This is a genomic window from Staphylococcus sp. HMSC62A08, assembly GCF_001839105.1.
In the GTDB taxonomy this organism is placed as follows: domain Bacteria; phylum Bacillota; class Bacilli; order Staphylococcales; family Staphylococcaceae; genus Staphylococcus; species Staphylococcus caprae.
In genome coordinates, this window is the sequence record NZ_KV840037.1 from 58,704 (window position 1) to 70,656 (window position 11,953).

Genomic DNA, 11,953 nt, shown 5'->3' on the forward strand with positions numbered 1-11,953 from the left:
ATGATGATAATAGTGACATTAATAGAGCCAAAAGAGCGTTAGAACGTGCTAACAACCGTTTACGTGTGGCTGAGTTTAAATAATAATCAAAAAGGTTCGATGGCGTGAGCAACGCTTTCGAACCTTTTTTAAATTCTAATACCATTCATCTTTATTTACTAATTTATTAAAGTATCTTTATCACGTTATTTCGTGTACAATGTTATACAGTAATCTTGCGAAGGAGTTTAATATGGATTATCTGAGTCAATTTGCAATTGTACATCTTTTCTTACACGTCATATGTATTTGCATAGCTTATTGGGCTTTAAACTCTATTAGATTAGACCAATTTTTCAAAAAAGGTTATGCATTACAAGTGCAAGTCTGTATGATATTCGTAGCGATTTTATTAGGAACTTCAGTAAGTAATTTTATTGTTGATTTATTACAATATTCAACTCAAGTTAAATATTTATTAAAGTAATTCTAAAACTGTTATTTATATTGAATAATGGATATAATTATAGAATGAATATTAAATAAATAATCAGGGAAATGAAGAAGTAATAGGAGTTATAAGTGGAGGATTAAAGATGGATAAAATAGTAATCAAAGGTGGAAATCGATTAACAGGTGAAGTAAAAGTTGAAGGAGCAAAAAATGCGGTATTACCAGTTTTAACAGCTTCTTTACTAGCTTCAGAGGGTGAAAGTAAACTTGTTAATGTTCCAGCTTTAAGCGATGTAGAAACGATTAATAATGTTCTATCAACACTTAACGCAGATGTTTCTTATCATAAAGAAGAAAATGCTGTGACTGTTGATGCAACTAAAAAGCTAAATGAGGAAGCGCCATATGAATACGTGAGTAAAATGAGAGCGAGTATTCTAGTAATGGGACCATTGTTAGCAAGACTTGGTCATGCAATTGTAGCACTACCAGGAGGATGCGCAATTGGAAGTAGACCGATTGAACAACATATTAAAGGGTTCGAAGCACTAGGTGCTGAGATTCACTTAGAAAATGGTAATATCTATGCAAACGCCAAAAACGGATTAAAAGGTACACAAATTCATTTAGATTTCCCAAGTGTAGGTGCTACTCAGAATATTATTATGGCAGCGTCATTAGCATCTGGAAAGTCCATTATAGAGAATGCAGCTAAAGAACCTGAAATTGTCGATTTAGCTAACTACATTAATGAAATGGGCGGTAAAATTACAGGCGCAGGAACAGATACCATTACGATTCATGGTGTTGAAAAGTTACATGGTGTCGAACATTCAATTATTCCTGACAGAATTGAAGCAGGTACACTTTTAATTGCAGGTGCCATTACAAGAGGAGACATCTTTGTACGTGGCGCGATTAAAGAACATATGGCGAGCCTAGTTTATAAATTAGAAGAAATGGGCGTCAATTTAGATTATAAAGAAGATGGCATTCGTGTTTCTGCAGAAGGTGATTTAAATCCTGTTGACGTTAAAACATTACCTCATCCAGGGTTCCCAACAGATATGCAATCACAAATGATGGCTTTATTACTAACTGCAAATGGCCATAAAGTTATTACTGAAACAGTCTTCGAAAATAGATTCATGCATGTAGCTGAATTTAGAAGAATGAATGCAAATATTAATGTTGAAGGAAGAAGTGCCAAAATTGAAGGTAAAAGTCAATTACAAGGGGCACAAGTTAAAGCAACTGATTTAAGAGCTGCAGCAGCATTAATCTTAGCTGGCTTAGTAGCAGATGGTACGACACAAGTGACTGAACTTAAACATCTAGACAGAGGCTATGTCAATTTACATGGTAAATTAAAAGATCTTGGTGCAGATATCCAACGTGTCAATGATTAAAATGAATACAACAAAGTTTCAAGTTTCGGAGGTTTAACATAATGGAAACAATTTTTGACTATAATCAAATTAAACAAATTATCCCACATAGACAGCCATTCTTATTGATTGATAGAGTAGTTGAATACGAAGAAGGTAAGAGATGTGTAGGGTTAAAACAAGTTTCTGGTAACGAACCATTTTTCCAAGGGCATTTTCCTGATTATGCAGTAATGCCAGGAGTACTAATTACTGAAGCATTAGCTCAAACTGGTGCTGTAGCAATGTTAAATAATGAAGAGAATAAAGGTAAGATCGCACTATTCGCTGGAATAGACAAATGTCGCTTTAAGAAGCAAGTCACACCTGGTGACACATTAATGTTAGAAGTAGAAATTACTAAGATTAAAGGTCCTATTGGTAAAGGTACTGCCAAAGCTACAGTGGATGGTCAATTAGCATGTAGTTGTGAACTTACATTTGCTATTCAAGATGCATAATTAATTCAATATATAACGAAACGGGTTCCTATTATTTTGCGATAGGAACCCGTATTTTAATTTCTTTCAAATTTTTCATCTTTTAATTTTGGTTTAGATTGCATCATTCGGTTAAAGGTTTTTTTAAGTTCTTCTCCTGTTAATCCTTCGTCAACTAACTCTTCTAATAGGCTTTCTGCGTACACCTGTCTTAAAGTATAAATATGACATTCAAACACAACTGACATTGTTTTCTTAAATTTCGCAACGTTTTTGACAGTGGCATCAAAGAGTGCAGGATCATTAGCCGGTCTTGTTATAACTACTCTAATATCTAATAACTTTTGGTCTTTCATATAAGTTTGAAATGTTTCATAGTGTTCATTTGAAATAACGATTTCAAGTAGCCAGCCTGTGCCACTTCCTTCTTTATTTATAATAACGCCATCCTCGATTTCATATTCTGAAACGCCACCATTTTCATTTACAATCTGAAATCGTACTGCCTTAAATGTCTTCATTATTTCACATCCCATTTGTTTTTTTTAAATATACAATAAATTAAATTACAAGCAGTGTTGAACTTATTTAATCATTATTTTCTTTAAATATATCAAAAATATACTACAAATAGCTAACGTTTTAGGGATATTTGTCACTTTGACCAAATGATCCCTCCTCAATTAAGATGTATTACAAGAAGGAGGTGACACATGTTAAATAAAATAGTAATTGTTGGTAGGTTAACTAAAGACGCCCAAATATATGAAAAGGAGGATAGTAGAGTTGCAACGTTTTGTGTAGCAACAGAAAGAAATTACAAAGACGAAAATAATGAAGTTTCGAGCGACTATTTACTGTGTAAGGCATTTGGTAAAACAGCTACGAATATTGAAAAATATACCAGTCAAGGTACTTTAGTAGGGATAACTGGACAAATGCGTTCAAGAAAATATGAAAAAGAAGGGCAAACACATTTTGTAACCGAACTATATGTAGAAACGATTAAATTCATGTCTCCTAAAACAAAAAGTAACGAAATTCTCTCTCAAAATCAATTTGACGAAGACACTTATCACTCAGACGAATTTGAAACTATCAATATATAATAATTAACTCCCCCTAAACTCCATCTTATTTTAATAAAACTTAAATTATCCTTTTCTTTCAATTATACTCAAGCGACCTACTTTAATCGGCCAATATTAAAGAATAGGTCGCTTTTATAAATCCTTATTTTTAGCCCCAACATACATACAATTATCTGACAGATTTCATTTATATTACAGATATATTTTGCAACCGAGACAAATTCAAAACTGTCATGACAGTTTTGAGTAGAATTTTAATTCTATTTATAATTAATTTTTAGTGTAATTCGAGTGTAAAAAAGTAACGGTTTTTTTTATTTCACTGTAACCTACACCGTATTTTCAGATGTTAGAGTGGTATTTGTAAATTAGTTAAGAAAACAAATCACTTTTAGGAGGATTTTTAATAATGAAAAAAACATTAATTGCATCATCATTAGCAGTAGGAGTAGGCGTAGTAGCAGGTAACGCTGGTCATGACGCTCATGCAAGCGAAGCTACTAACGTAGATAAAGCAGAATTAGCACAAAAAGCACAATCAAATGATCAATCATTAAACGAAAGCCCTATCCAAGAAGGAGCTTATAACGTAACATTCGATTATAATGGCTTCACTTACCACTTCGAATCAGATGGTAATAACTGGAGCTGGAACTATGCACAAACTGGTCAAGCAACTCCACAACAAGATGTAAGCGAACAAGCTTCAGCTTCAAATAACCCAACTTCAGCTGAACAAGTAAGTGCACAACAACAATCTAACCAAGCTCAACCTGAGCAAACAGCTGCTCCACAAACTGAGCAAACTCAACAACCACAAGCTAAAGCAACTACTTCTTACAGTGCACCATCTAACAACACTTCAAGTAGTAAAGCATCAAGTGGTTCATCAGTAAATGTAAATTCTCATTTACAACAAATTGCTCAACGTGAATCAGGTGGCGACATTCATGCAATCAACCCATCTTCAGGCGCAGCTGGTAAATATCAATTCTTACAATCAACTTGGGATTCAGTAGCTCCAAGTCAATATAAAGGTCAATCACCAGCTAACGCTCCAGAAAGCGTACAAGATGCTGCAGCAGTTAAATTATACAACACTGCAGGCGCTAACCAATGGGTAACTGCATAATTTAAGTTTATGAGCCCAATTAACCATCTTCTCTCAATGAGAAGGTGGTTTTTTTCATGTTTTACAGCCCATTTGATTGATTTACAGGTATTCGTTTGATAATGTGATATATGAAATACACCAATATAACTACTAGGGGAGCCATTTGGCTGAGATGAAGTGATTCAGACCCTTATAACCTGATTTGGTTAGTACCAACGTAGGAAAGTAGTCATAATCAAATAAGCATCTTTTTGCCTTGATCATGCTACTTTTCATTGTTGGAAAGTAGTTTTTTTATTATCCAAGGAGGCATACGAATGACATTTTCAAAAGAATTAAGGGAAGCAGCACAACCAATTATTGAAGATATTTATAATGATGGTTTTATTCAAGATTTACTCGCAGGAACACTATCTAAACAGGCAGTCCGTCAATACTTAAGAGCAGATGCGTCTTATTTGAAGGAATTTAGTAATCTTTACGCTTTACTTGTACCTAAAGTGCCTACAATGGAGGATGTTAAATTTTTAGTAGAGCAAATAGAATTTATGCTAGAAGGTGAAGTTGAAGCACATGAAGTATTAGCAGACTATATCAATGAACCTTACAATGAAATTGTTAAAGAAAAGGTTTGGCCACCTAGTGGAGACCATTATATAAAACACATGTACTACAATGCTTACGCACATGAAAATGCAGCATATACAATAGCAGCGATGGCGCCTTGTCCATACGTATATGCAGTGGTAGCAAAACGTGCAATCAAAGATCCAGCCCTCAATAGAGACTCAATTACAGCAAAATGGTTCGATTTCTACAGTACTGAAATGGATCCACTTGTAGAAGTATTCGACCAATTAATGGATCGTTTAACAGAAGAATGCACAAAAGCACAAAAAGAAGAAATTAAAGAAATTTTCTTACAAAGTACCATTCATGAACGTAACTTCTTTAATATGGCTTATATTGATGAAAAATGGAATTTCGGAGGAGAAAAACATGAATAAACCTAAAATTGCATTAACCATCGCAGGAACAGATCCTACAGGTGGCGCGGGTGTTATGGCTGATTTAAAATCATTTCATTCATGTGGTGTGTACGGAATGGCAGCGATTACAAGTATCGTCGCTCAAAACACACTAGGCGTCCAACATATTCACAATCTCGAAACAAGCTGGGTGAAAGAACAATTAGAAAGCGTATTTGATGATGAGTTACCTCATGCAATTAAAACAGGAATGATTGCGACCAAGGAAACAATGGAACTTATTCAAACTTATTTGGAAAGATATTCTGACATTCCATATGTTATAGACCCTGTGATGTTAGCTAAAAGTGGAGATTCGTTGATGGATGATGACACAAAATCACATTTACAATCTACGCTTTTACCTTTAGCAGATGTGGTAACACCTAATATCCCTGAAGCTGAAGAAATCACTGGTTTAAAGATTGATACTGAAGAAAGCATACGTAAAGCTGGCGACATTTTTATTAATGAAATTGGTAGTAAAGGTGTCGTGATTAAAGGTGGACACTCTGCAGACTTGAATAATGCGAAAGATTTCTTATTTACTAAAGACGATGTGTATACGTTTGAAAATAAACGTTTCGATACGAAACACACGCACGGAACAGGGTGTACATTTTCAGCAGTGATAACAGCAGAACTTGCTAAAGGTCGCTCGATTTACGAAGCAGTGAAAAAAGCTAAAGCATTTATTTCCATGAGTATTGAGCACACACCTGAAATTGGTAAAGGAAGAGGACCTGTTAATCACTTTGCATATTTAAAGAAAGTAGGTTTGGATGATGAATAATTTAGAGCGTTTACGTTCCGAAAATCCACTTATTGTATGTTATACGAATGATGTGGTTAAAAATTTCACGGCGAACGGTTTACTTAGTTTAGGCGCAAGTCCTGCGATGAGTGAAGCACCTGAAGAGGCAGAGGAATTCTATCAAGTTGCAAGTGCACTCGTAATTAATATTGGAACGCTTACTCATGAAAATGAAGAAGATATTATGAGTATTGGTAAAATTGCTAATGATCAAGGAACACCTATTGTCTTTGACCCAGTTGCAGTAGGTGCATCTACGTATCGTAAGCAATTTTGTAAGCGATTCTTGGAACAAATAGATGTCACGGTGATTAAAGGTAACGCGTCTGAAATTTTAACACTGATAGATTCGCAAACGACTATGAAAGGCACAGACAGCGATAATTCGCTTGATCCAATTGATATTGCTAAGAAGGCATCTGAAAGTTTGGATGCAGCAGTTGTCATTACTGGCAAAGAAGACGTGATTGTTCAAGATCATCAGATAGTGAAGCTTACTAATGGCTCACCTCTATTAGCTAATATTACTGGAGCGGGCTGTTTATTAGGTGGCATTGTCGCTAGTTTCTTATTTAGAAATACGCAACCATCAATAGAGGCTTTAATTGAAGCGGTAAGTATTTATAACATCGCAGCTGAACTTGCTGAAAAAGAAAAGCATGTACGTGGACCAGGTTCATTCTTACCTGAGCTATTGGATCAATTATACAATTTAGATTATGCAACATTTGAAAAATATGTAAATAAAGAAGAGGTTCAGTCATAAATGTTTAATCCAAAACAATTACAAGTATATTTTATTTGTGGTACACAAGATATACCTGAAGGTAGAACAATTGAACAAGTATTAGAAGAGGCATTACAAGCTGGCATCACTTTGTATCAGTTTCGAGAAAAAGGCCCTACTGCTTTAAAAGGCGAGGATAAAAAGCAACTAGCCTTAAAATTAAAATCACTTTGCCAAACATACCAAGTCCCATTTATTGTTAACGACGATGTGGCGTTAGCTAAGGAGATCGAAGCAGATGGTATTCATGTGGGACAAGACGATGAAGCGGTAAAAGCATTTGCCACAGAATTTAAAAATAAAATCATTGGATTAAGTGTTGGTAACCTAGATGAGTACCAACATTCAGATCTATCTCAAGTTAATTATATTGGTGTGGGTCCTATGTATGCGACGCCTTCTAAAGATGACGCTAGCGAACCTGTTAGACCATCAATGATTAAAAAACTAAGAGAATATCTGGATGACTTTCCAATTGTAGCTATCGGAGGCATTAATGAATCAAATGTTGCTTCGATAGCTGAAGCTGATGCAGATGGTATTTCAGTGATTTCTGCTATTTCTAGAAGTGATAATATTGACAAGACTGTTAAGCATTTTCTGAGTTACTTTAAATAATCTAGTTAAATTTCCACTTTTTGTTTTCTACTACAGTACGAGTATGATAAAATGAATCCTATGTGAATATTACAATAGAGGTGGAAAAATGAAGAAAAAAGCGTTACTACCTTTGTTTTTAGGGATAATGGTTTTTCTAGCTGGGTGTGACTACTCCAAACCTGAAAAGCAGGACGGATTCTTCTTTAATACATTCGTTCAACCAATGAAACATCTCTTACAATGGTTAGGAAATGATGTATTTAATAATGACTATGGACTAGCAATTATTATCTTAGTTCTAGTAATTCGTTTAATCTTGTTACCATTCATGTTATCAAACTATAAAAATAGTCACATGATGCGTGAAAAAATGAAAGTCGCAAAACCTGAAGTTGATGGCATTCAAGAAAAGGTTAAACGTGCACGCACACAAGAAGAAAAAATGGCCGCAAACCAAGAATTAATGGAAGTTTATAAAAAATATGATATGAACCCTATGAAGAGCATGCTAGGTTGTTTACCTATGTTGATTCAAATGCCAATCATTATGGGATTATACTTCGTATTGAAAGATAAACTTGTGAGTGGTCTTTCTGCACATCCTCATTTCTTATGGTTTAATTTAACTAAACCAGATATTTGGATTACAATTATTGCCGGTGTTCTTTACTTTATTCAAGCATATGTTTCAAGTAAAACAATGCCTCAAGAACAACGTCAAATGGGATACATGATGATGATTGTTTCTCCAATCATGATTATTTGGATTTCATTACAAGCATCATCAGCACTTGGCTTATATTGGTCAGTCAGTGCCTTATTCTTAGTAATACAAACGCACTTTGCAAACGTGTATTACTCTAAACTTGCTAAAAAAGAAGTTCAACCTTTCATTGAACAATATGAAAAAGAACATAACCCTTCTAAAAAGAAAGGTAAAAATACGCAAGTAGTCTCTAAAAATAATAAAAAATAAAGTATAAAAACCAGCAAATCACGATAGGATTTGCTGGTTTTTTAGTTTTGAAAATGATAGTCCAAATCACTCTTTGAAATTCCATTCATTTAAAAATTGTTTTAAGAATTGAATCATAAATGTATGCCGTTCTTCTGCAAGTTGCTTTCCAGTTGAGGTATGCATTAAATCTTTAAGTTTTAATAATTTTTCGTAAAAATGTTTAATAGCTGAAGCATCATATTTATCAATTTCATTCATTTGAATTGATTCGAAAGGCATATTCATTTCAGTCCACATAGGCTCTCCAAAATGTCCTGCAAATTGAAATGTTCGTGCAATACCAATGGCACCTAATGCGTCGAGACGATCTGCATCTCTTACAATTTTTCCATCGATAGACATCTCTATGTTATTATTCTTTCCGCCTCTATAACTCATATGTTGAATGATATGGAGGATATGTTTAATTTCTTCGTCAGTAAGCTCTATAGATTTCAAGAATGATACTAATTTCGAGTAGGCTAGCTTTTCATCAGTAATTTTGTTATCTACCGTATCATGAAGAAGTGCTGCAGGTTCGATGATGAGCGTGTCCGTATATCCCTCATTGTATGCAATATGTAACGCTAGCGCATATACACGTTCCACATGCGCAACATCATGACCCGTGTAATCATCTTTATGTGCGTTTTTCATATAATCACGTGCGTATTTAACTTTTAATTCATTTTCCATAAAAAGGCTCCTTAATAGAATGTGAGGTTCAGGACATTCCCGAACCTCACAGTTGAAAGTTATAAAATTGGTGAAAGTAATTGAGAAATACCTTCTTTAAATTTGACCCAAGTACTACGTTGTTCGTAATTCTCTTTTGTAAGTCTATAAGAGACTTTCATGTCGTTAATAAATGCTTGTTTAAGAGAACGTGCCACGCCTTCATCATATATAAAGGCATTGACTTCGAAATTGAGTGTAAAGCTTCGATTATCCATGTTAGCGGTACCCACACTCGCAAGTTCGTCGTCAATGACTAACGTCTTAGAATGTAGGAAGCCGTTGTCATAATGATACACTTTAACACCAGCTTCTAGTAATGACGCAACATTTTTCAATGTGGCCCAATACACAAACGGGTGATCAGGTATACTAGGTATCATAATATTGACTTCTACGCCGCCTAAAGCAGCAATTTTAATGGAATCCAGAAAGGCTTGGTCTGGAATAAAATATGGCGATTGAATATAAATAGATTCTTTGGCTGAAGAGATCATTTTTAGATAACCGTATTTGATTTGTTCCCAGTCTTCATCAGGTCCACTAGAGGCGATTTGAATACCGATTGTACCTCCAGAATCTACATCAGGGAAATAACGCTCTTCATAAGTTAAATTGTCACGTGTGGATTGAGAGTTCCAATCTAGAATAAAGCGTAATTGTAATGCGTTGACAGCATCGCCTTCAATACGTAAATGCGTATCTCTCCAGTAACCAAATTTCTTCGATTTACCTAAGTATTCATCACCAACATTGAAGCCACCGACGTAGCCAATTTTACCGTCTATAACCACAATCTTTCTATGATTTCTATTGTTCATTCTTAAATTAATAAGCGGTAATTTAGAAGGGAAGAAGGATTCGGCATGTCCGCCTTTAGCACGGAAACGTTTCAAATCTTTTTTACGTAAGTCTCTTGAACCCATATCGTCAAAGAGCATTTTGACCTCAATACCTTCTTCAGCTTTCTTCTCTAGTTCGGAAAGTATCTGCTTTCCAAGACCATCACTATGAAAGATATAATACTGAATATGTATATAGTCTTGAGCATGACGTATATCTTGAATTAAATCATCAAATTTTGTTGACCATCCGTATAAACCGTCAAATCATTATCTGTAGTTAAAAAGGCTGCGTTGTTATATAACAACATTTGAACCATTTCTTTGAATTTAACAATTTGATGGTTGCCTTTAGAGAAATCTTGTTTTTTAAGCGCCTCTAGTTGTTCATCCACAATCATTTCCAATCCGATTTTATCTTCTTTATTCAATTTGAAAATTTGGTCTCGTTGAATTTGACGACCTAACAATAAATATAAAATAAAGCCGATTAATGGGAGAAATACGAGTACAAGTAACCAAGCCCATATGGAATTTGCTGTTCGTCTCTCCATGAAAATGATAATAAATGCGAAAATTAAATTCAGCAAGAAAGCGCCAATCAATATAACATTCATAATAATGTTTGAATGGTGAAGCGCCATAGTAAAGACTTCTAACATGGGGTGCCTCCTTTGCATTTGCCATACATTATTTATTTTTTAACTATTCAATTATAGCATGAAGAATGTTGAATATCATAGTCGGTTTTTACGTTGAAAAGGAATTAAACAATTGACTTCATCAATATCGAATAATACCATGATGAAGAGTAGAGAAACGAGGTGACGCTTGTGACTGAAAATGAAAAAGCACATCATTCAGATCAAACAAAAGCAAATTTAAAATCACGTTTAAACCGAATAGAAGGGCAAGTTAGAGCAATTAATCGCATGATTGAAGACGACGTTTATTGTGATGATGTTTTAACTCAAATAAGAGCAACACGTTCAGCACTCAATAGTGTAGCAACCAAGTTACTCGATCATCATATGAAAAGTTGTATCATGAACAAAGTGAACAATGGTGCACAAGAAGAAGCAATGGAAGAATTATTAGTTACCTTTCAAAAATTAATTAAAGATTAACGAGGGATATACAGTGAAAAATGAAATCATCTATGTTTCAGGTGTCGAAACGACTGAACAAGAAAATATGCTAATGGAACGTTTACAAAACATGATTGGCGTTTATAATGTGGCAATTGATAGTAAAGTAGGAGAAATAAAAGTCGAGTTTGATACGCCTGCGAATTTAAATAGTATCGAAAAAGAGGTATATGATTCAGGTTATCGAATATTATATTAAAATGTTGTCCAACTTATTTCTGAATGATATTTTTCTTTATTTAGAAATATTTTTAAAAATTTTACAAATGATGTAGTAAAGTAGTCAGAATTAGGGTATGATAACCTTGAAGTCAATCCAAACGAGGTGATTATAGTGAAGAATCCAGATAAGATTCAAAACGTAGTCAAATTATTATCATCATTAGGTGTAAATATTAAAAAAACTAAATCTCGTTTAGATATTATTAATACCTTACCTACATCTAATAAAGTAAGTCATGAGTTAAAATAATTTGTTGATATAAAAAGCACTCACAA

At 34.2% G+C, this 11,953-nt stretch carries 15 protein-coding genes, 2 pseudogenes and 1 riboswitch; of the genes and pseudogenes, 14 read left to right on the forward strand and 3 right to left on the reverse strand.

Going from position 1 to position 11,953, the window contains the following annotated elements; all coding sequences use genetic code 11:
* The 4 genes and pseudogenes from HMPREF3264_RS12620 to fabZ all read left to right on the forward strand — a co-directional run.
* Nucleotides 1-83 (forward strand): annotated as a pseudogene (locus tag HMPREF3264_RS12620) (ATP synthase delta/epsilon chain alpha-helix domain-containing protein); the annotation flags it as partial.
* Between the two features lie 149 nt (nt 84-232).
* Complete coding sequence (locus HMPREF3264_RS05900; protein ID WP_037541859.1) at nt 233-466, forward strand: DUF1146 family protein; 234 nt, start codon at nt 233-235, stop codon at nt 464-466.
* Nucleotides 467-575: 109 nt separating this feature from the next.
* Complete coding sequence (murA, locus tag HMPREF3264_RS05905; protein WP_044466358.1) at nt 576-1,841, forward strand: UDP-N-acetylglucosamine 1-carboxyvinyltransferase; 1,266 nt, start codon at nt 576-578, stop codon at nt 1,839-1,841.
* Between the two features lie 41 nt (nt 1,842-1,882).
* Nucleotides 1,883-2,320: a 3-hydroxyacyl-ACP dehydratase FabZ gene (gene fabZ, locus HMPREF3264_RS05910; RefSeq protein WP_002445561.1), complete on the forward strand. Its 438-nt coding sequence runs from the start codon at nt 1,883-1,885 to the stop codon at nt 2,318-2,320.
* A 56-nt stretch (nt 2,321-2,376) separates the two neighbouring features.
* Here fabZ and HMPREF3264_RS05915 read toward each other — a convergent pair whose 3' ends face one another.
* Nucleotides 2,377-2,820, reverse strand: a complete 444-nt coding sequence (locus HMPREF3264_RS05915) for a YwpF-like family protein (RefSeq protein WP_037541858.1) — start codon at nt 2,818-2,820, stop codon at nt 2,377-2,379.
* Between the two features lie 192 nt (nt 2,821-3,012).
* On the opposite strand from HMPREF3264_RS05915, the gene HMPREF3264_RS05920 reads away from it, so the two are divergent.
* From HMPREF3264_RS05920 to yidC, 7 genes are all read left to right on the forward strand, one after another.
* Nucleotides 3,013-3,408, forward strand: coding sequence for a single-stranded DNA-binding protein (locus tag HMPREF3264_RS05920; protein WP_070872415.1), 396 nt, complete (start codon nt 3,013-3,015; stop codon nt 3,406-3,408).
* A gap of 391 nt (nt 3,409-3,799) precedes the next feature.
* Nucleotides 3,800-4,522 carry a transglycosylase family protein gene (locus tag HMPREF3264_RS05925; RefSeq protein ID WP_070872418.1) on the forward strand — a complete coding sequence of 241 codons (723 nt, stop codon included), beginning with the start codon at nt 3,800-3,802 and terminating at the stop codon, nt 4,520-4,522.
* Between the two features lie 124 nt (nt 4,523-4,646).
* Nucleotides 4,647-4,745, forward strand: a riboswitch (TPP riboswitch).
* Nucleotides 4,746-4,821: 76 nt separating this feature from the next.
* Nucleotides 4,822-5,511: a thiaminase II gene (gene tenA / locus HMPREF3264_RS05930; RefSeq protein WP_070872420.1), complete on the forward strand. Its 690-nt coding sequence runs from the start codon at nt 4,822-4,824 to the stop codon at nt 5,509-5,511.
* On the forward strand, nt 5,504-6,325 hold the full coding sequence (gene thiD / locus HMPREF3264_RS05935; RefSeq protein WP_070830010.1) for a bifunctional hydroxymethylpyrimidine kinase/phosphomethylpyrimidine kinase: 822 nt from the start codon (nt 5,504-5,506) through the stop codon (nt 6,323-6,325). Before tenA ends, thiD begins: the two co-directional genes overlap by 8 nt.
* Nucleotides 6,318-7,112: a hydroxyethylthiazole kinase gene (gene thiM / locus HMPREF3264_RS05940; RefSeq protein ID WP_070872422.1), complete on the forward strand. Its 795-nt coding sequence runs from the start codon at nt 6,318-6,320 to the stop codon at nt 7,110-7,112. Before thiD ends, thiM begins: the two co-directional genes overlap by 8 nt.
* On the forward strand, nt 7,113-7,751 hold the full coding sequence (gene thiE / locus HMPREF3264_RS05945; protein WP_070872425.1) for a thiamine phosphate synthase: 639 nt from the start codon (nt 7,113-7,115) through the stop codon (nt 7,749-7,751).
* Nucleotides 7,752-7,839: 88 nt separating this feature from the next.
* Nucleotides 7,840-8,709 carry a membrane protein insertase YidC gene (yidC, locus tag HMPREF3264_RS05950; protein ID WP_044466357.1) on the forward strand — a complete coding sequence of 290 codons (870 nt, stop codon included), beginning with the start codon at nt 7,840-7,842 and terminating at the stop codon, nt 8,707-8,709.
* A 66-nt stretch (nt 8,710-8,775) separates the two neighbouring features.
* Here yidC and HMPREF3264_RS05955 read toward each other — a convergent pair whose 3' ends face one another.
* Together HMPREF3264_RS05955 and cls are read right to left on the reverse strand one after the other, a co-directional pair.
* Nucleotides 8,776-9,426 (reverse strand): HD domain-containing protein, encoded by a 651-nt coding sequence (locus tag HMPREF3264_RS05955; RefSeq protein ID WP_070872427.1) that lies wholly within the window; start codon nt 9,424-9,426, stop codon nt 8,776-8,778.
* A gap of 59 nt (nt 9,427-9,485) precedes the next feature.
* Nucleotides 9,486-10,969, reverse strand: a pseudogene (cls, locus tag HMPREF3264_RS05960) (cardiolipin synthase).
* A 171-nt stretch (nt 10,970-11,140) separates the two neighbouring features.
* Here cls and csoR point away from each other — a divergent pair.
* From csoR to HMPREF3264_RS12625, 3 genes are all read left to right on the forward strand, one after another.
* Nucleotides 11,141-11,434, forward strand: coding sequence for a copper-sensing transcriptional repressor CsoR (gene csoR / locus HMPREF3264_RS05965; protein WP_037541856.1), 294 nt, complete (start codon nt 11,141-11,143; stop codon nt 11,432-11,434).
* 13 nt (nt 11,435-11,447) lie between these two features.
* Nucleotides 11,448-11,654, forward strand: a complete 207-nt coding sequence (locus HMPREF3264_RS05970) for a putative copper chaperone CsoZ (protein ID WP_002445544.1) — start codon at nt 11,448-11,450, stop codon at nt 11,652-11,654.
* 135 nt (nt 11,655-11,789) lie between these two features.
* Nucleotides 11,790-11,927, forward strand: coding sequence for an Lmo0850 family protein (locus HMPREF3264_RS12625; RefSeq protein ID WP_002445543.1), 138 nt, complete (start codon nt 11,790-11,792; stop codon nt 11,925-11,927).
* The last annotated feature ends 26 nt before the right edge of the window (nt 11,928-11,953 follow it).

Coding starts and splice junctions, on each gene's coding strand:
- fabZ (WP_002445561.1), top strand. CDS start 1,883: ATGGAAACAATTTTTGACTATAATCAAATTAAACAAATTATCCCACAT.
- thiM (WP_070872422.1), top strand. CDS start 6,318: ATGAATAATTTAGAGCGTTTACGTTCCGAAAATCCACTTATTGTATGT.
- thiE (WP_070872425.1), top strand. CDS start 7,113: ATGTTTAATCCAAAACAATTACAAGTATATTTTATTTGTGGTACACAA.
- yidC (WP_044466357.1), top strand. CDS start 7,840: ATGAAGAAAAAAGCGTTACTACCTTTGTTTTTAGGGATAATGGTTTTT.
- HMPREF3264_RS05900 (WP_037541859.1), top strand. CDS start 233: ATGGATTATCTGAGTCAATTTGCAATTGTACATCTTTTCTTACACGTC.
- tenA (WP_070872420.1), top strand. CDS start 4,822: ATGACATTTTCAAAAGAATTAAGGGAAGCAGCACAACCAATTATTGAA.
- HMPREF3264_RS05925 (WP_070872418.1), top strand. CDS start 3,800: ATGAAAAAAACATTAATTGCATCATCATTAGCAGTAGGAGTAGGCGTA.
- thiD (WP_070830010.1), top strand. CDS start 5,504: ATGAATAAACCTAAAATTGCATTAACCATCGCAGGAACAGATCCTACA.
- HMPREF3264_RS05915 (WP_037541858.1), bottom strand. CDS start 2,820: ATGAAGACATTTAAGGCAGTACGATTTCAGATTGTAAATGAAAATGGT.
- HMPREF3264_RS05920 (WP_070872415.1), top strand. CDS start 3,013: ATGTTAAATAAAATAGTAATTGTTGGTAGGTTAACTAAAGACGCCCAA.
- HMPREF3264_RS05955 (WP_070872427.1), bottom strand. CDS start 9,426: ATGGAAAATGAATTAAAAGTTAAATACGCACGTGATTATATGAAAAAC.
- murA (WP_044466358.1), top strand. CDS start 576: ATGGATAAAATAGTAATCAAAGGTGGAAATCGATTAACAGGTGAAGTA.